Genomic DNA, 18,874 nt, shown 5'->3' on the forward strand with positions numbered 1-18,874 from the left:
TCACGCCTCCACTTTGCGCTGCATGATTTGACGCAGAATGTCGCGATGTGCGGCAAGATATCCGCCCTTTTCAACGAATATGTGGTCCTTCAACTTCTCGTGCAGACGGGGCAAAGCGTGGAACGGAACCGAGGCGACATAGTGATGCTCGGCATGATAGTTCATGTTCCAGCACAAAAAGGACACCGGTTTTGAAACCAGATTGGTGCGTGTGTTTTCCGACATCTGTGCCACAGTGGGCCGTCCGACATGTTCGGTCATGCGCACAAAGCGCATCACCGGTTCACCCAGAAATAGGGGTATGATCCAATACCAGATCAATCCCCACCACCCGGTGATTGCCATGGCTAGAATGATCGCGGCGTAAATGGCCAGCATGCGGCGCGCGTCCCAATAGGCCGATTGATGCTCTTCTTTAGGAATGAAGCGCAGCTCAGCTTCACTTAGGTTTCCAAAGGCATGCCGAAACAGCTCGGTAAACTTACCACGCCAATAGGGTAGTGCAGACAGATACAGAAGATATTCGCCAAGCGTTTTGGGCAACGGGATCAGTTCGGGGTCTTCGCCGGTCAGTTGGGTGTAGGTGTGATGGTCGCAATGTTCGTAGCGAAAGAACCGGTGCGGCAGTATGATGATCAGCCCGCAAATCTGCCCAACCAGATCGTTCAGCCAGCGGGTGCGAAACACCGTATAGTGGACGCATTCATGTTGTAGCGAGAAATGGTGTGCCAGAACGACGCCCTGCAGAAACATCGCTGGCCAGATCAGCCAGCTGTTCCAGGACAAGGTGATCAGTGTTGTTGTGCAAGCCAGAACCAAAATCCAAATCGCGAGATGGCGCAATCCGGGTTTGTTCGAACGTTGCATGAAGCCTTTAAGTTCTTCGCGCGTCAGTTTTCCTTCGGCCAGAGCCTGAGTCAGCGGCGTGACGATAGCTTGTGACATGTGAGTTCCATGATTTTTGCCGGAGCGGGGGTATAACCCTCTGCGCATGTTCCGGCACCGGAGACGGGAGTGCTCCGCACCATAGGGCCATCTCGGACTGGTCCTATTAACATCAGATTATTTCGACAGGCTGCGATTCGATCAAGCCGGGATTGATCATCCTACCGCACGCAATCCGATATCCGGATCAGGATTGGCAAACAACGATGCCGCGCAGGGGTGTCGATCCAGTATGCGTGCCCCACCGGGCAACCGTTCGGCGTGGAAGACACCATTTTCCCAGTAAGTCATCCCATCAATCAAGATGGTCGGGTCAATGACGTTCCAGCTGATTTCACCGGGCGCATATGCGCCACAGGTATGGAAGTGCAGGATGCGGGGATTGCCAAAAGCAGATCCGCCCCAACGCTCGTAGTTGTCGCGCATATCCCATGGATAGCCGCAACCCGGGTGAATGCCCGCGTGCCATGAATGCACGAAGTTGCGGTCGATATCCAGTTTTGCGGCAACCCTGTCATAATGTGCCTCAGCCTTTGCAGCGTTGGCGGGATCACCTTCAAACCGGGTCAACCGACCGCTTTCCATCATCGCAAAAACGGGTTGATCAAACTCGATCGTATAGTCGTCATAGTACTTTGATCCTGTTCCGGTCAGGAAACTGATGGCCACGCGACCGGAAAAACTGTGCGCCGGGACCGGTGTGAAAACCGACATCGGAAAGCGTAGGATCGAGGTATCACCCGAAGGTTGCAGGTCCATCACTGGCCGACCGCGAATATCGGTGCCCAAGGGGCAAGTGATCCGCACGTCCTCGGCCACGTCCAACACTGCGTTGATATCAGCCTTAAGCTCCATAAATGCGTCGTGATGCCCGTTGGAAAAGCCCGATCCAAGCAACTCTTTGGTCAGGGCAAAGCTGACGATGATCTTTTTGCCCGGCGGCATGTCTGAAAAACGCAGCTGGTCGCCAAGTCGGGCCAGGAAAAGAATGATGTCAGCAGCCTCGAACCGGGCGAGAAGTTCGGGCTGCAAATGCGGGTTGTCGGGGTTGAAGCCCACGTCGACCGTATCGACGCCAAGCCCAAGTTGGCGGGCGGCACGGCTGACTATGTCCACGCTATCTGAATCGAAATAACCAAATTCCGGAGATTCGTAAGCGATCAACAGCCTGTCACCTGCTGCTGCGCGGGCACAATTAACCAACAGATTGTAGGCGCCTCGCTCTGGCGTCATGTCGGACATCGACATCTCCCGATTGCTTGGTGCTTCAAATTTACGGCGCGGGCCTATGGTCAATCCATTTGAAAGTGATAATGGCTGACATTAGGGTGGCTAATATGATCTTGAATTTACCTTACTCGGCACTTCGGGCCTTTGAGGCGGTCGTGCGTCATTCCGGCTTTTCACCCGCAGCCGAGGAGCTGGGGGTCAGCCAAAGTGCAGTCAGTCAGCACGTAAGAACACTTGAGGAATGGCTTGGGCGGGACCTGCTGGTGCGGGGCGCGCGGCAATCCCGACCAACCCGGGATGGTGAGCAGTTAGCGCTGGCCATCACTGAGGGGTTGGGGCGTATTTCGGATGTGTGTGCTCAGCTGCGCGACCGAACGCGAACTGACCGAACGATCGTGATCTCTTGCCTCCCGGGTTTCGCGTTCAACTGGTTGTTTCCAAGACTTTTGCATTTTGATCTGGCCCATCCAGACCTTTCGATCTCAATTGCAACGGATACAGGGCGTTATCCGTTCTCAGGGACGGATTCCGACATCGGAATTAGATATGGCATCGGAGAGTATCAGGGTTTTCAGGTGGATTTGCTCATGGGAGAAAGGTTGTTTCCCGTATGCGCACCCGCGCTTTTGCCGAAACTGACCTGTATTGAGGATCTGTCGCAACACACACTGCTGGTTGATGAGAATCTGCACCATGGTGCATCCAGTCCGACATGGGAATTCTGGGCCCGACAAACCGAGCTGACCTTACCATCTACAGTCCGCACACGCCGCCTGGGTCAGTCGAACATGGTCGTGCAGGCTGCAATAGAAGGGCTGGGCGTTGCACTGGGGCGCGAGTCGTTGGTTATCGATGCGCTATGCGACGGGCGATTGGTGCGACCGTTCCCATATCTGACGCAATCGCCGCTTTCGTACTGGTTGGTGCGGCGCCCTGAGACGCAAGACAGCCCTAAAGTTGGTGAGTTCCTGAAATGGATCAAATCCGAAGCCAATTCGCAGCCTGACCTACCGCCGCTGGCATCGCAATCAAATTAGCCTGCCTTATATATATCATAACCAATCCGGCATGGCGTATAGTCTTGGCCCTGTCATAATGCCTTCAGCCACCTGATCACAAAGGAGAGCAGAAGATGTACCTCAGGAATTGCTGGTATGTTGCCGCCTGGAGCAAGGATATCGGGCGCGAACTGAAAGCAGAGACTTATCTTGGCGAGAATGTTGTGCTGTATCGCCAACAGGACGGAACGCCGGTCGCTCTCGAGGATGCCTGTCCACATCGTAAGCTTCCGCTTTCCAAAGGCAATCTGAAGGGGAATCTGGTTGAATGCGGCTATCACGGGCTGACGTTCGATTGCACGGGTCAGTGTACCGACAGCCCAACTCAGCGTGGGATGACCCCGCGACGTGCAGTGGTAAGATCCTATCCCGTCGTGGATCGCTATCGCCTGCTCTGGATCTGGATGGGAGATCCCGCACTTGCCGATCCGGACATGATTTTCCCGATCGAGAAATTTGATGACGTCAGCTGGGGCCTGACCGATGGCGGGGTGATGGACATTGATTGTCATTACCTTTGGGTTTGCGACAACCTGCTTGATCCCAGCCACGTGGCATGGGTGCACGTCTCTTCTTTTGCCGGGGCAGGCACGGATGAAGAGCCGCTGAATGTTGAAAAGACGGATCGTGGCGTGATTGTTTCGCGCTGGATTGCGAACAAACCCCCATCGCCCTATTACGCTAATCTCGTCGCGTTCGAAGGTGATTGCGACCGTTTGCAGCACTACGAGATGTGCTTGCCCGCAATCGGATTGAACAAGTCGATTTATACGCCGGTCGGCACCGGCGGTTATGATAAGGAACCGGTTGCCGAGACCTTCATAAACATTTCCTACAATTTCATGACTCCGATCAACGAAGATCAGACCAGATATTTCTGGTTCCAGCATCGCAACTCTGCCCCGAACAGCGCTGAGGTTTCGAAATTCATGAATGATGGCGCCCGAATGGCATTTCTTGAGGACAAGACTGTGCTGGAAGAGGTGCACAAGGGTATGAAACACGCGCGAACCCCGCATATCGATCTGGGGCTGGACGCTGGCGCCAAGTTGTTCCGGCGTGTATTGGATCGGGTGATCGAAGCCGAGACATCATCGTCGGAAAGCGCTTTGCAACAAGCCTGATTTTTGAACCAGAGAGCCATGCCTCACGGCATTGGAGATCTTGCGGCCATTCTCCTAGCGTATTCCGCCGACTTCCAACTGGCGTTGGGCGCGTGGGCAAGAGTGGTTTCAAATCAAGGCGACACCATTGTAGCTTTCTAACCGCTGCTTCTGAAGCATACAGAGAAACTGATTTCATCTCACCCTCCGCGGCGGCGTGTCCTAGTTGAATAATCTGACTGTTTTTGTCATGATATTGTCGGCTCAGTCAGATTGCGAAGAATCACGCCCGGCCTTTCTTAGAAACAGCTTCAACCGACCCGGTGTTTGACACCGGGTTCTGCTTAGCAAGGGCCACAAATTATGAAATCAATCGTGAGCACGCTGCTTTCCATAGACAATGTGGCGAGTCCTTTCGGATGCAGGCTGAAACCCGCGCTGCGCACTGCCGTCGAGGCAGATCATCGATTTCCCGCTCATGCGGCCTCACCGCGCCCACTGGAAGGCCACATGCAAGGCAAACTGCCTGAGAATGTCGTGCGGCTGCCTGCGAACCTGCCCGTAAATCAGAGGTCATCGGCATGAATGTCGAATATCTGGGCGATCTCGATGACTCGACGCAAACCATCGACAGTTTTGCATTTGACAGCTTTGAAAAAGGCATTCTGATCGTTGCTCGCCATCATCTGGATGCGCTGCGATGCCCGGAATCACAGGCCTGGCATCTGGCTTACTCCATCGCCGCAGAACGATGGGGTGACAGGATTGGGTTTCCTGCTGCACATTTGCTGGCGAGGTTCCTTAAACATGTCTCGCTTTGTCGTGACGGGGTATTGGGCCATATCGATCCGTTTTGTGAGCACAGCAGGGATCTAATCGCGCTGGATGAGGTGGAACTGTTGTACGTGGTTCACTTTATGCGTCGCGACAATACCTCTGCGGCCCGAAACGCGGTCGAAGATTTGACCCGTGGCCGAATGGACCCTGACGTGATCCGCAGCGGCCTGACTTTTGCCAACCGCTTTCCTGCCGGAGCGGAGCCACAGGAACGTCAGGTATTGGGGGCTAAGCTGCGCGTCGTATCCTGAACACAGTCGTCCATCCTGCGTAACGTGCGAACCGTCAATTCATACAATACCTATGAATAACCGCCGCAGACATCCTGCGGCGGTTCGCGTTTCATCCAGGCGCAGGCCTAGAATGTGGTGGTAACGAACAGGCTCACGCTGCGCCCTGAGGCAGGGATCTGATCGCTGGCGCGATAGGACTTGTCGAGTATGTTGTCCAATTCGAGCGTCAGACGTGCATTCTCATTCAGATCAACACTGCCGCGGAAATTGAGGGTGGTCCATCCAGAGGTCGGGTTGAGGCCAGTGGGGGTTCCGCTATCCACGATGTCTCCGTTCTCGTCTTCCAGGCTCGAAGAGCTTTCACCGCGCAGGAAAACATCCCAGGTGCCGCCGAAGTTTGCTGCTTGCCAGTTGGATCGCAGACCAATCGTACCGGTCCATTCTGGTGTCCCGCTATTTTTGGTTTTTTTACCATTTCCGTAGTCAAACTCACGGGTCACGTTAGAGAGCACCGCATAGGGACGTACGCCGCCCCAACCCGGATCGAATTCAGCGGCAATTTCGAACCCCCAACTCTTTACCCTGTCTATATTGCCATAGGTTGATTGGGTTGGCGTAACTGGGTCGGGCACGATCGCGATATAGTCTTTCGACCGTGTATAGAAAATAGCTGCGTCCAGGGTCAGGTTTCCACGATCAATTCGACCACCAATCTCATAGTTAGTTGCTGTTTCAGGCTGCAAATCTGAGTTGCCGGTCACACGTTGGCCGTTGACCTGTGTGTCGATATACAGTTCCGCCAGCGATGGATAAGTGTACCCCTGGGAGATATTGGCACGAAGAATGGTGCCATTTGAAAGATTGTAGACCAACCCTGCAGAGCCGAGCCAGCGATCATCTTTGTTGCTCTCATTCGGGATGTTGGCGCCATTCACCTCACGTTTGTTGATTTGACTTTTGACGCTGTAATAGCGCGCGCCCAGAGTTGCCGTCAGAGCGCCAAACGTCATTTCGTGTTGACCGAAGACGCTTGTCGTTTTGGTTTCGGCGTCGGTGAAAGATGGGATTGTAACCTCGATAGGAGGGCCAAATGGCGGCGTTATGTTGATCCCGGTGCTCTTGTTTGTTTCAAGGCGATCATCTTCATATTCAAGCCCGAGAACAGAACGATGCCCCGGAGCAAACTCGAAGTTGGCAGTCGCGAGGAACCCTTTGGTGGTCTGCTCGTCATCTGAGGTTGCGGTTACATTGTCCGGATCAAAGGGTGCCACTGGCACCAGATCAAATGAGCTTTCGAACCTCCGCTCAACTTTTTGCTGATAAATGCTGAATCTCAGCATCGACATCCATGGTGTCAGGTCTTCCCCCTCGTAGAATGCACTGTATTTACGCAGATCCCGTTTGGGCAGATTGATCCGCGTGTCCGGATCGCCAGTGAACACTTCGGTCGAGGCGTCGTAGTCCTGGGCGCGGAAGCCGACATAGCTTTGCCCGAAATCATAACCCAAATATCCAAGCAACCCGCGATCATCGCTGCCCGAGGGCACCAGATCACCATCGGGAGTGCTGCGGTCGCCAAGATCTGATTCCGAGTAGGACAGGCGGTAGTCGAAGTTATCGATGGTTCCAGCGGCACTAACTGCAGCGCGGTAGCCGTTATTGGCGCCGATGTAGCCCACGGTGCCCGACACTTCGAGGGGTTTGTCGGCGCCCCGTTTGGTGATGATGTTGACGACCCCGCCGATGGCGCGGTTGCCCGACACGACCGAGGATGGCCCACGGACGATTTCGATCCGTTCGATCTCGGTAGGTGAGATCAGCAGTGGCGTTCCATAACGGTTGTGGTCCGACAGGCGCTGGCCATCTAGCAGGATGGCGACACGTTGAGAGTCTTCGCCGCGGATACGGATGCGGTCCAGATCGTTTTCAGACACCTGAATGCCTGGGACATCCGACAACAAGTTGGCAACCGAGGTCGGAGGAATCTCGCTGATCTCATCCGAGTCAACTACGGTCACCGAACCTGGGCTCTTGAAGACTTCGGTTGGGATGCCTGTTCCGGTGACGATGATGTCGTCTAGAACGATCACCTCGTCATCGGCCTCCTGCGCCACCAATGGCGATGCAGTGATAACCGAGCCAAGCAAGGCGGCTGCAGCGGTTGAAAGCTTGAGCGTTGATTTCATTGAAACCCCCAGAGTTTCTAAAGGTGCAGTGAGCACTGCACTAGCCCGTCAAGGGCGACAGATATCCACTACCTTGCAGTCTGCTGGGTGTTCCTGATGGCCACTGCGCGCAGGCTTTCTGCGCACGGCCTTCGAAAAAGGTCCTTATTGGATTGGCTCCAAAAATACCATAGTATTTTTGTCGGAAAATGGATGCATGGTCTTGAAGCCACAGGTTCAAGGTTGTAGTTCCGATGCACTTGCAAATGTAATACGTGCATAGCCCGGTCTCTTGACTCCAGCCATCAGCGCACTCAGCAGATCGATTGAGAGACCCTATGGCACATCCGACCCCATCCGAAATCCGTGCGGCCCGGCTGGAAAATCCAAATATGCGCCCCCGCGATCTGGCCGATCAGCTTGGCATATCCGAAGCGCAGCTTGTTGCAGCGGATACCGGGCGAGATGTTGTAAGGATCACAGCCGATATGGATCAGTTGATGCCGCTGGTAAACAGGCTGGGTGAGGTCATGGCCTTGACCCGGAACGAAAGCTGCGTGATCGAAAAGGCCGGCATATACGACGATTATCGCGGCGGTCCTCACGCAGCTCTTGTAGTTAATCATGAAATTGATCTGCGGATGTTCCCGAAACACTGGGTTCATGGTTTTGCGGTTTCAAAAACGCTGGAGGACGGTAGCGAGCGTTTGTCGATCCAGATTTTTGATGCTGCAGGTGACTCGGTTCACAAGATATTCCTACGCGACAACTCGGTGGTTGAAGAATGGGACTCGATGATCGAGGTACTGAAACTGCCGGGTCAGTCCGACACACTTACTGTTGAGCCTCGGGCTGATGTCGAACCGGCCAGAACCGACCTTGCAAAGACAGACCAGCTGCGCGACAGCTGGGATGAAATCACCGATACCCATCAGTTTCTGCAAATGGTGCGCAAACTCAAGCTTAACAGGCTGGGTGCTTATCGTATGGCCGGCGCGCCGTATGTGCGCCCGTTGCCGAATTCTGCGGTGGGTACAGTTCTGCACCGGGCGGCTGAAACCGGTCTGCCTATCATGGTGTTTGTGGGTAATATGGGGTGCATCGAAATCCACACGGGCCCGATCAATGAGGTCAGGCAGATAGGCCACTGGCTGAACGTGCTTGATCCCGGTTTCAACCTGCACCTGCGCTCGGATCACATCGCCGAGGTCTGGCAGGCGAAAAAGGCCACGCGCCGCGGTGATGCAATCTCGGTCGAGGCCTTTGATGCGCACGGTGCTTTGATCCTGCAGATCTTCGGCGTTCTGGCCGATCCGAAAGCGGCGGAATCCTGGAACAAGCTGGTGCTGTCGCTTGACGAACATTCACAGGAGATTCCGGCATGATGCGGCCTTACATCTACGCTCTTGGTTTTGTGTTCCTGGCCTCTGGCGCGCTGAGCGCAGAGCCTGCGCAGCGGATTGTTTCAGCTGGTGGTTCCATCACCGAGATCATCTATGCGCTGGGGCAGGAACACCGGTTGGTGGCTCGCGACAGTACCTCAAACCATCCCGCTGAGGTGAGCGAACTGCCCAGTGTGGGTTACGTTCGCCGCTTGTCTGCCGAGGGGCTGTTATCGGTCAATCCCGATTTGATTCTAACCGAAGAAGGGGCCGGGCCGCCAGAGACGCTTGAGGTTCTGGCCGAAACCCAGATTCCGTTGGTCAGTGTTCCCATGGGTCATGACCGTGAGGCGGTAATAACCAAGATTCGTACCGTCGCCATAGCGCTCGACATGCCGGAAGAAGGCGAAGAACTGGCCGCTCGGATCGGAGCCGCAATTGACGCAGCTTCAGAACAGAGCGATCTGGCCGAAAAACGAGTGTTGTTTGTGTTGTCCATACAAGGGGCGCGCGTGTTGGCAGGCGGCAGCAATACTGCATCTCAGGGCATCATTGAGATGGCCGGAGCGATCAATGCGGTTGAAGGCTTTGAAGGCTATAAGCCCCTCGGGGATGAGGCCATCATTACCGCCGCCCCTGATGTCATCTTGATGATGGATGCGGGTACTGCGATGTATGTTACGGATGAAGAGGTACTATCCCATCCCGCCATAGCTGCAACACCTGCCGGTCAGAACAAACGGGTGCTGCGCATGGATGGAATGCTGTTGCTGGGGTTCTCGGTTCGCACAGGACAAGCCATCATCGATTTGGCCGCCGGATTGCGCGGCGCCAATGGTTGACAATACAGGCGGCGCTGTACGGCTGGACGGAGACCGAAGCGTAACGGCCCGCCGCTTAAGCTGGCTATTGGCTTTTCTTCTTTTTGCGTCGGTGATTGCTGGGCTTGCAACGGGCGCGGCTGGAACTTCTCTGTGGCAGGCGATGGCCGACCTTGTAAACGGGCGCTCGCTCGCTCTGCGAGACCGTGTGGTTCTATGGGAGATACGTGCCCCTCGGGTACTGATGGGGTGCCTTGTCGGCGCCGCTCTGGCGGTGTCGGGGGCAGCTTTACAAGGCCTGTTCCGCAACCCTCTGGCTGACCCCGGTATCGTGGGTGTCAGCGCCGGGGCAAGTCTTGGAGCGGTCAGCGCGATTGTGCTAGGCGGTGCGTTGGCTTTCAATGCCGGGTTTGCCGCCTGGCTAGTTCCAATTAGCGCGTTCATCGGGGCCTGGGTAACAACGATTCTGCTGTATCGTATTGCCACCCGCCGTGGGCGAACTTCGGTTGCCACGATGCTGTTAGCAGGTATAGCACTGACCGCTATGGCGATGTCGTTGACCGGTATCCTTGTCTACATGGCAGACGATGCGCAATTGCGCGATTTTACATTCTGGTCGATGGGGTCGCTGGCGGGTAGCAACTGGAGCAAGATGGCGGTGGCCGCGCCGATCATCGTGTTTCCCTTGTTGCTGACGCCCTTGCTCGCGACCGGTCTGAACGGGCTCTCGTTGGGTGAGGCTGCGGCCGGGCATATCGGCATCCGGGTGCAGCAGCTAAAGGCCGGCGCCGTGCTGATCGTTGCCGCCTCAACCGGAGCGGCGGTCGCAGTTAGCGGAGGGATTGGTTTTGTCGGGATCGTCGTGCCGCATCTGTTAAGATTGGTTTCGGGTCCAGATCACAGGTATCTTATTGTCAATTCGGCACTTTTAGGCGCCACACTTCTGGTCTCAGCCGACCTGATCAGCCGGGTCATTATCGCACCTTCGGAACTGCCGATCGGGATCATAACCGCCGTAATAGGTGCGCCCTTTTTCCTTTGGATCTTGCTGCGTCAGCGCGGCGTCGTGGATTTGTAAGGTGATGCTGATCGCCAATCAGGTTTCAGTTCGTCTGGGCCGCCGCACGATCTTGCTCGACTTGTCTTTCAATGCGCTGGCGGGACAGGTCACGGCCGTTGTCGGCCCGTCAGGGGCAGGCAAATCCACGCTGTTGGCCGCGCTGACTGGTGATATCGAATATGCTGGAACAGTGACCCTCTGCCAACGCGATCTGGCGCAGGCGAGCGTTGCCGAACTAGCTGAAATGCGAGCGGTTCTGCCGCAGGCCACACCGATAAGCTTTCCGTTCACCGTATTGGAAGTGGTTCGGATGGGTCGTTTGCGCCGGGCGAGTGATGATCGGGCTGCGTCCGAGGCGTTATCCCAAGTTGGGTTGCGCGGGTTCGAAGGCCGCTATTATCAGGAGCTGTCCGGCGGCGAACAACAACGCGTTCAGTTGGCCCGAGTTCTTGTTCAGGTGTGGGAACCTGTCGGACCCGTGGGGCCGCGCTGGTTGTTTCTGGATGAGCCTGTTTCGAGCCTCGATATTGGGCATCAGTTACAGGTCATGCGGATCATTCAGAATTTCGCAGGGGCAGGGGGTGGCGTGATGATGGTCATGCATGATCTGAACCTGACTGCGATGTGTGCCGATAGTGTTATCCTGATGGCTGACGGCGCATTGGTACATCAGGGGACTCCGCAGGAAACGCTGCGGGATCAGTTGCTCAGCACGGCCTATGGATGCCGGATCGCTGTCAACCGGGCACCGAATACTGGGGTCTTCCTACTGCCGCAGGTAGCTACAGTATTGGATTGACGCACCAAAGTGCCCGCAAAGTCTCATGATGAGTTTAAAAATCATGTTTCTTCTGCAAAGAGAGCTTGACTTCCAATCAAAATAGACGAGTAAAAGGATCAGATTAATAATTCCGATTATTTTAATCGGATATAAGAGGAGTCCTCATGCTGAAATCCAACTTCAAACTCACCACAACTGTTGTTGTTGCTTCCCTGCTCAGCAGTGCGGCCATCGCCGACCAAGCCTATGGCCCGTTCCCGGTTACCGTCAAAGGTTACGAGGGCGACAAAACCAACTCGGTTTCTTATTCCGGTCAGATCGCGCGCCACGTGCTACACGACAGCCTGAAGAAGGCTGCGGGCAAGGGCGACGGCGGCAACAATGCCGCTGAGGTCGAAGCGTTGATGCTGGCGTATTTCAATGGGTCCGAAGATGATCTGACCATCATCGCTCCGGCTTCGAAAGACGGCTTCCCCGTCAAGCAGTCGACCGTGAACGAGATTTCCAAAGGCAAGAACATTTCGGGCAAGTTCTACAACGGTGCGATGTCTGCATGGCCGGGCAATCAGTCGGGCGTCGACGTTGCACTGCAAATGATCAAAATGGCTGCTGCCTCGAACCAGGGCTATGACCCGGTGAATGGAATGGATTGGGGTCAGCTGATCTCGAAATTCACGCTGGGTGCAATGGCGTATAATCAGGCAGTCGACAACTATCTCGACGAGAAACTGGAAGCCGACAACAAGCCCAATGACCAGCCTTACAAAGATGGTGCGCATTACACAGGCAAAGAACACAGCTGGGACGAGGCCTTTGGCTACTTTGGGGCCGCCGCGCATTCGGTCAGCCTGTCTCCTGAGCAGAACTATGCCGTGTCTAAGCAGAAAGATCTGGCTGCAGCGGATGCCAATGGCGACGGCGTGATCGACCTGAAAACCGAGTTTGTCTTTGGTCCCGCTTACTATGCGGCCGGAGCTGACAAAGGTGGCAACAAGAACACCCAGTACATGACCACGATCTTCAACGCCTTCCGCGATGGGCGTGCGCTGATTGCCTCGGCCAACGGTGAGGCGCTGACTGATGATCAGCGCGCTGAGCTGAAGAACTATGCCGGCATCATCGAATCCAACTGGGAAAAAACGCTGGCGGAAGCCACGTTCAAATATGCCGGTTCGGTCTACGAGGATATCGACAAGATTAAATCGGGTGAGGACTCGGGCGAGGCGCTGCGCAACTATGCCAAGCATTGGGGAGAACTGAAGGGCTTCTCGATGGCTCTGCAGTCGGGAAAGAACAACCTCGGCGCAACAGCGATCGACATGAACTGGCTGATCGGTTTTGGCCCGGCTATGCCTGATGGGCTGATGGTTTCAGAGATCGACGCGGATGGGAACTTTGTGCGTGGTCGTGAGATGACGTTGGATGATTATCAGGTCAACATGCTGAAAGTGCAGAAACTGTTGATTGACACATTCGGCATCGAGTCGCGCGCCAATGATGCGACCGCTGATCTGGCGGCACTGGCTGAAAAGCTGGGTGAAGGCGCCTCGGCTGAAAACGACTAAGTATCTCGTGATCCACACCCGGCGGCCTCGTCGCCGCCGGGTCTTTACCCGAAAGACGACCTTTGGAATTTTTTGACCAGCTCGGCTCGATCCTTTCAGATTTTTCCAACCCCCGAAAACGTGTTTTTGTCGGGTATCTATTTGTGACTGTCCTGATCGCTTTGGTCTGGCTGGTCGCCGTACGCAGATCGTCGGTCAAATCCGCGTTTAAGGACGTGTTCGACCGCCGAATATTGTTCTCTCGCTCGGCTTTGGCGGATTATCAGATTTTCCTGATCAACCGCGCGTTTACTTTGTTCATTTCGCCCTTGCTGGTGTCTCAACTGGCTATTGCAACTCTACTTTACTACGCGCTTCATGATGTGGATTTCCTGCAGCGGGGGCTGTTCAACGATACCCCAACCGGCGTGATTGTCGCGTTGTTCACGATCACGATATTCATAGTAGACGATTGCACCAGATACCTTGTGCATCGCTGGATGCATCGGTGGCCATTGCTATGGGCCATACACAAAACGCACCATTCTGCTGAAACGATGACGCCGATCACCGTATACCGGACCCACCCGCTGGAAGGCATCCTGTACAGCCTTCGCGGAGCGATTGCGCAAGGGTTCACAATGGCGGTGTTTTTGTTTTTCTTCGGAAATGCGGTCGACCTTTATACGGTTTTGGGGGTCAACGTCCTCTCATTCGTATTTCACGTAACTGGATCAAATCTGCGCCACTCGCATATCTCGATCCGGTACTGGCCGTGGCTGGAACATATTCTGATGTCACCGGCACAGCATCAGGTGCATCACTCGATCGCACGCGAGCATCACGATAAGAATTTCGGCGTTGCTTTTGCGGTTTGGGACTGGCTGTTCGGCTCGCTGCACCTGTCCGAGCCTGGCCGAGAACTGACATTTGGCCTGCCCGCCTCCGAGGCACACCCGTCGCGTCTGCTCGACATTTATTTTCGCCCGTTTGCGGACATGGGTCGCTATGTGCGGCGCAGAGCCAAAACTCTGTGCATCCCGACATTCGGTGCGCGTATCAAATCAGATCAGGATGGTGACAATACCGGTTATTCGAAACAAAGCCTTTAAAGGCGCCGTAAGCATCGAATTGCCGTTGGATCGAAAGGTTGGACAGTGTGCTTCGAATTCGACAGAATGCAATCTGCTCTAATTTTCAAGCGTCAGCGTCACCCTATCTCCGACAAACCAGGTTCGGCCAAATTCGACTGGCAACCGCTGTTCATCCACATTTACGCCCGATGATCTGAGAAGCGGGTCACCTTCAGCAACTTGTAGATGTAATGCTTGGGTGGCGGTGGCGTGGGTAGCTGTCAGTCGGGTTGAGGCGCGGGTATAATCGCTGACGCCTGACTTGATCAGCGCCGCGGTGACGCTGCTGTTCTCTTGCAGCGCGGCGGTAATGCCCGGCAGGCGTTTTAAGGGAAACATGCTTTCGAAAACTGCGATGGGAAGGCCATCGGCAAACGAGAGTCCGTGATAGCTGCAAATCTGATCGCCGGGTGCAAGGGCCAATGCGCCCGCCTCGCCGGCCGTTGCGGCGCGTTCTTCAATATCAAGCACTCTCTTTTCAGGTCTGCGACCTGCGGCAATCAGGTTTTCGTGGAAGCGAACGCGTGTGCCGATGGGGTAATCGGTGGGCGTGGCGGCAACAAACGCTCCTGCGCCCCGGCGCGTACGGATCAGACCCTCGTCCACAAGGGCAGAGATCCCGTGGCGCACGGTATGGCGGTTCACACCAAACCGTTCTGCCAGCGCGGCCTCGGTCGGCAGCCTGTCACCGGGGCCATAGCGCCCTTCGGCCAGATCAGAGCGCAAGGCGTCCGCGATTGCCTTCCAGATCGGTGTTTTGGTTGGTGCGTTACGCAAGTTTCACAAATTTCCTCTGTTTCGAAGCGGCAAATGTGGTATGATGTGTATAGTTGTATAGTATATGGAAAAGTTGTCGAGATGAAAAACGGTTTCGACGAGAATGCAGACCGGAAAGCTTGGATGGGTCTGCTGGCCAAAGCCCCGGCAGGACGAGTTGCCACCCTGTTGGATGCGGCCATGACCCGCCCGGGTTTTACCTGGTTGCGTACGCCTGAAATTGGCAGCGCAATGGTTCGCGCCCGAGCGGGTGCGACCGGTGCACCGTTCAATCTGGGTGAAATGACGGTGACCCGTTGTACACTGAAACTGGAATCCGGCGAGGTCGGGCACGCCTATATTCAGGGACGACGCAAAAGCGATGCTGAGGCTGCCGCCGTGGTGGATGCACTTATGCAGACGGGCATCGCTGACAGATTGCGCGCTCAACTCCTGGAACCTCTGCACGATGAGCTGTCGGCAGCAAAAGCGACGCGTGCCGCCAAGGCAGCCGCGACCAAGGTCGATTTCTTCACCCTGGCACGAGGAGAGGGTTGATGCAGCCCCAAGCCCTTACCGGCGGCTTTACCGATCCCGCAGTTCAGTCCGCCCATGCCTTTCGCAGTGTGATGGAAGCGATGGCCCGCCCCGGTACGCTGCGCGAAATTTCCGGTGCTGAACCTCCCGCCCCTATGTCTCGGGCGGCAGGTGCGGTGTTGTTGACGCTTTGCGATTCTGACACGCCCATCTATCTGGCGGGCGCGGTGGATTGCCCCGCAGTGCGCAACTGGCTTTCATTCCACACTGGTGCACCGCTGGTGGGTCCAGCTGAATGCATGTTTGCCGTTGGTAGCTGGTCGGATCTCGGACCCTTGTCGATCTACCCGATCGGGACGTCCGAATATCCTGATCGTTCAGCCACACTTGTTGTGGAATGCCCGCAGCTTACAGCGTCAGGGGCCATCCTGACGGGACCGGGGATCAAAGAAACTGCCGCGCTTTCGCTACCTGAACTGGCGGCGTTTCAAGACAATCGAACACTCTATCCGCTGGGGCTCGACTTCATTTTTACCAGCGGTGTGCGAGTTGCGGCCGTGCCAAGAACAACTGAGGTATCCTGATGTATGTGGCCGTAAAAGGTGGCGAGCGCGCGATCGAAAACGCCCATGCCTGGCTCGCCGAAGAGCGCCGTGGGGATACCGAGATTGCTGAACTGAGCGTCGCGCAAATCCGTGAACAGTTGAGCCTGGCGGTCCATCGGGTGTCGGCCGAAGGATCACTGTTCGACCCGGATTTGGCTGCGCTGGCGATCAAGCAGGCGAGGGGGGATCTAATCGAAGCGATTTTTCTGATCCGCGCCTATCGCACCACATTGCCCCGTTTTGGTTTTTCTAAGCCCGTCGATACCGGGGTCATGACTTGTGATCGCCGTATATCAGCTTCGTTCAAGGACTTGCCGGGCGGGCAGGTGCTGGGTCCGACATTTGATTATTCGCACCGATTGCTGGACTTCAAATTGGCCGCTGAAGGCGAAGTGCCCGAGGCCCCGTCACAGGAAGCAGAAGCGGGCGATGTGCCCCATGTCACCGATTTCCTCAACCGCGAAGGTTTGATTGAGGAACCGCCGCATGGCGATACTCCGCCCCCAGACCTGACCCGCGAGCCGCTTGAGATGCCCGCCGATCGCGCCTTGCGCCTGCAGGCGCTGACCCGTGCGGATGAGGGCTTTGCCCTCGGGCTCGCGTATTCGACGCAACGTGGTTATGCGCGCAACCACGCTTTTGTTGGCGAGCTACGGATCGGGTCTGTGCCGGTCGAGATGGAAATCCCCGAGCTGGGTTTTGCCATCGAAATCGGAGAAGTGGTTTTGACCGAATGCGAAACGGTCAATCAGTTCAAGGGCTCAAAGGCTGAGCCACCGCAATTCACCCGTGGCTATGGGCTGGTGTTCGGACAATCCGAACGCAAAGCGATCTCGATGGCGCTGGTTGATCGCGCGCTGCGATGGGAAGAACTGGGTGAAGATAATATCGGCGCACCTGCTCAGGATGCGGAGTTTGTCCTATACCACGCTGACAATATTCAGGCGACCGGGTTTCTGGAACATATCAAGCTGCCGCATTACGTCGATTTCCAGTCTGAACTGGAACTGGTGCGTAAATTGCGCCGCGAGGCGGGCACGGATCAGGTGCAGGAGGCTGCGGAATGAGCGCTTATAACTTCGCATATCTGGACGAACAGACCAAGCGGATGATCCGCCGCGCGATCCTGAAAGGACTTGCGATACCGGGGTATCAGGTTCCATTCGCCTCGCGTGAGATGCCTATGCCTTATGGCTGGGGCACGGGCGGTGTTCAGGTCTCGGCCGCGGTACTGATCCCGGATGACACCTTCAAGGTAATTGATCAGGGCTCGGACGACACTACAAACGCGGTATCGATACGCACGTTTTTTGAACGCACGGCGGGTGTTGAGACGACCACGGTGACCCGCGACGCGTCGGTCATCCAGACCCGTCACCGTATCCCCGAGGAGCGTCTGCACGAAGGCCAAATCCTCGTCTATCAGGTTCCGATCCCCGAGCCGTTACGTTTTCTGGAACCACGAGAAAGCGAAACGCGCAAAATGCACGGCCTTGAGGAATACGGTCTGATGCACGTCAAGCTGTACGAAGACATCAGCCGCCACGGACATATCGCGACCTCCTACGCCTATCCCGTGAAGGTAGAAGGCCGTTATGTGATGGACCCGTCACCCATCCCCAAATTTGATAACCCGAAGCTTGGCGATATGGCCGCGATCCAGCTATTCGGCGCGGGTCGTGAACAGCGGATTTACGCGCTGCCGCCCTACACTCAGGTCGTTTCTTTGGATTTTGAAGATCACCCGTTCGAGGCGACCAAAGCCGATCATGCCTGCAGTTTATGCGGGTCCGAGGACAGCTATCAGGATGAGGTGATCATCGATGATGCGGGAAGGCGGATGTTTGTCTGCTCGGACGCCGACTATTGCAAGGCGCGCCAGGCGGCGGGCCACCATGGAAAGGACGCAGCATGACGCCCTTGCTGTCTGTTCGGGGGATCACTAAGCGCTATGGCACGCATATCGGCTGTGCAGATGTTTCGTTCGACCTCTATCCCGGTGAAGTCATGGGAATTGTTGGTGAAAGCGGGTCGGGTAAATCGACGCTTCTTAACTGCATGGCCGGGCAACTGGTCCCCGATGCCGGCGAGGTCGTGTTCGACACCCGCGCCAACGGTCCACAAAACACGGTAACCATGTCCGAGCCTGAGCGCCGGATGCTGAGTCGCACCGACTGGGCGTTTGTCCATCAACACGCTTGTGACGGTTTGCGCATGGGCATCAGTGCAGGTGGTAATGTAGGTGAACGGTTGATGGCTGTGGGTGAACGGCACTATGGCGACATCCGCGGCGATGCCAAAGACTGGCTTCAACGGGTCGAGATTGATGCTGCCCGCGTGGATGATCGACCCACGACCTTTTCGGGGGGAATGCAGCAACGTCTGCAGATTGCGCGTAATCTGGTGACCGGACCTCGGCTCGTGTTCATGGATGAACCCACCGGCGGGTTGGACGTGTCTGTTCAAGCAAGGCTTCTCGACCTGCTGCGCGGCTTGGTGCGCGACATGAATCTGTCAGCCATCATCGTTACCCACGATCTGGCCGTGGTGCGCCTGCTTGCGGATCGGTTGATGGTGATGAAGTCGGGCCGCGTGGTCGAAGCAGGCCTGACAGACCAGATTCTGGATGACCCACAACATGCCTACAGCCAGCTTCTTGTCAGCTCCGTTTTGCAGGTATGAGC

The 18,874-nt window shown here is 55.9% G+C and carries 18 protein-coding genes; 14 read left to right on the plus strand and 4 right to left on the minus strand.

Annotation, left to right across the window (positions count from 1 at the left end; genetic code table 11):
- Both BLU89_RS09510 and BLU89_RS09515 read right to left on the minus strand, forming a co-directional pair.
- Entirely contained in the window at positions 1-945 is a 945-nt protein-coding gene (locus tag BLU89_RS09510) for a fatty acid desaturase family protein (protein WP_074736604.1), read from the minus strand.
- A gap of 156 nt (positions 946-1,101) precedes the next feature.
- Positions 1,102-2,187: a hypothetical protein gene (locus BLU89_RS09515; protein ID WP_245709726.1), complete on the minus strand. Its 1,086-nt coding sequence runs from the start codon at positions 2,185-2,187 to the stop codon at positions 1,102-1,104.
- Between the two features lie 95 nt (positions 2,188-2,282).
- On the opposite strand from BLU89_RS09515, the gene BLU89_RS09520 reads away from it, so the two are divergent.
- From BLU89_RS09520 to BLU89_RS09535, 3 genes are all read left to right on the plus strand, one after another.
- Positions 2,283-3,212 carry a LysR substrate-binding domain-containing protein gene (locus BLU89_RS09520; protein WP_074736606.1) on the plus strand — a complete coding sequence of 310 codons (930 nt, stop codon included), beginning with the start codon at positions 2,283-2,285 and terminating at the stop codon, positions 3,210-3,212.
- A 95-nt stretch (positions 3,213-3,307) separates the two neighbouring features.
- A complete protein-coding gene (locus BLU89_RS09525; protein WP_074736607.1) occupies positions 3,308-4,357 on the plus strand; it encodes an aromatic ring-hydroxylating dioxygenase subunit alpha in 1,050 nt (349 codons plus the stop codon).
- A 560-nt stretch (positions 4,358-4,917) separates the two neighbouring features.
- On the plus strand, positions 4,918-5,424 hold the full coding sequence (locus BLU89_RS09535) for a hypothetical protein (protein WP_074736609.1): 507 nt from the start codon (positions 4,918-4,920) through the stop codon (positions 5,422-5,424).
- A 107-nt stretch (positions 5,425-5,531) separates the two neighbouring features.
- On the opposite strand, the gene BLU89_RS09540 is transcribed toward BLU89_RS09535, so the two are convergent.
- Positions 5,532-7,592, minus strand: coding sequence for a TonB-dependent receptor (locus BLU89_RS09540; protein ID WP_074736610.1), 2,061 nt, complete (start codon positions 7,590-7,592; stop codon positions 5,532-5,534).
- A 317-nt stretch (positions 7,593-7,909) separates the two neighbouring features.
- On the opposite strand from BLU89_RS09540, the gene BLU89_RS09545 reads away from it, so the two are divergent.
- The 6 genes from BLU89_RS09545 to BLU89_RS09570 all read left to right on the plus strand — a co-directional run bounded on the left by BLU89_RS09545 (position 7,910) and on the right by BLU89_RS09570 (position 14,271).
- Positions 7,910-8,956: a hemin-degrading factor gene (locus BLU89_RS09545; RefSeq protein WP_074736611.1), complete on the plus strand. Its 1,047-nt coding sequence runs from the start codon at positions 7,910-7,912 to the stop codon at positions 8,954-8,956.
- Positions 8,953-9,795 (plus strand): heme/hemin ABC transporter substrate-binding protein, encoded by an 843-nt coding sequence (locus BLU89_RS09550; protein ID WP_074736612.1) that lies wholly within the window; start codon positions 8,953-8,955, stop codon positions 9,793-9,795. Before BLU89_RS09545 ends, BLU89_RS09550 begins: the two co-directional genes overlap by 4 nt.
- The gene (locus BLU89_RS09555) at positions 9,788-10,852 is read left to right on the plus strand and encodes a FecCD family ABC transporter permease (protein WP_074736613.1); all 1,065 of its coding nucleotides are present in this window, start codon (positions 9,788-9,790) and stop codon (positions 10,850-10,852) included. Before BLU89_RS09550 ends, BLU89_RS09555 begins: the two co-directional genes overlap by 8 nt.
- Before the next feature lie 4 nt (positions 10,853-10,856).
- The gene (locus BLU89_RS09560) at positions 10,857-11,633 is read left to right on the plus strand and encodes a heme ABC transporter ATP-binding protein (protein WP_074736614.1); all 777 of its coding nucleotides are present in this window, start codon (positions 10,857-10,859) and stop codon (positions 11,631-11,633) included.
- Positions 11,634-11,779: 146 nt separating this feature from the next.
- Complete coding sequence (locus BLU89_RS09565; protein WP_074736615.1) at positions 11,780-13,180, plus strand: DUF4856 domain-containing protein; 1,401 nt, start codon at positions 11,780-11,782, stop codon at positions 13,178-13,180.
- A gap of 62 nt (positions 13,181-13,242) precedes the next feature.
- A complete protein-coding gene (locus tag BLU89_RS09570; protein ID WP_083347718.1) occupies positions 13,243-14,271 on the plus strand; it encodes a sterol desaturase family protein in 1,029 nt (342 codons plus the stop codon).
- Positions 14,272-14,349: 78 nt separating this feature from the next.
- Here BLU89_RS09570 and phnF read toward each other — a convergent pair whose 3' ends face one another.
- Complete coding sequence (gene phnF, locus BLU89_RS09575; RefSeq protein ID WP_074736616.1) at positions 14,350-15,069, minus strand: phosphonate metabolism transcriptional regulator PhnF; 720 nt, start codon at positions 15,067-15,069, stop codon at positions 14,350-14,352.
- 81 nt (positions 15,070-15,150) lie between these two features.
- On the opposite strand from phnF, the gene phnG reads away from it, so the two are divergent.
- Genes phnG through phnK form a run of 5 tightly spaced genes read left to right on the plus strand, consistent with a single transcriptional unit; the run spans position 15,151 to position 18,872 of the window.
- Positions 15,151-15,606: a phosphonate C-P lyase system protein PhnG gene (phnG, locus tag BLU89_RS09580; protein ID WP_074736617.1), complete on the plus strand. Its 456-nt coding sequence runs from the start codon at positions 15,151-15,153 to the stop codon at positions 15,604-15,606.
- Positions 15,606-16,169, plus strand: coding sequence for a phosphonate C-P lyase system protein PhnH (phnH, locus tag BLU89_RS09585; protein ID WP_074736618.1), 564 nt, complete (start codon positions 15,606-15,608; stop codon positions 16,167-16,169). Before phnG ends, phnH begins: the two co-directional genes overlap by 1 nt.
- Entirely contained in the window at positions 16,169-17,257 is a 1,089-nt protein-coding gene (locus BLU89_RS09590; RefSeq protein WP_074736619.1) for a carbon-phosphorus lyase complex subunit, read from the plus strand. The genes phnH and BLU89_RS09590 overlap by 1 nt, the downstream gene beginning before the upstream one ends.
- Positions 17,254-18,105, plus strand: coding sequence for an alpha-D-ribose 1-methylphosphonate 5-phosphate C-P-lyase PhnJ (locus BLU89_RS09595; protein ID WP_074736620.1), 852 nt, complete (start codon positions 17,254-17,256; stop codon positions 18,103-18,105). Before BLU89_RS09590 ends, BLU89_RS09595 begins: the two co-directional genes overlap by 4 nt.
- Positions 18,102-18,872, plus strand: coding sequence for a phosphonate C-P lyase system protein PhnK (phnK, locus tag BLU89_RS09600; RefSeq protein ID WP_074736621.1), 771 nt, complete (start codon positions 18,102-18,104; stop codon positions 18,870-18,872). The genes BLU89_RS09595 and phnK overlap by 4 nt, the downstream gene beginning before the upstream one ends.
- The last annotated feature ends 2 nt before the right edge of the window (positions 18,873-18,874 follow it).

This window comes from Ruegeria halocynthiae (assembly GCF_900106805.1).
Classification (GTDB): Bacteria; Pseudomonadota; Alphaproteobacteria; order Rhodobacterales; family Rhodobacteraceae; genus Ruegeria; species Ruegeria halocynthiae.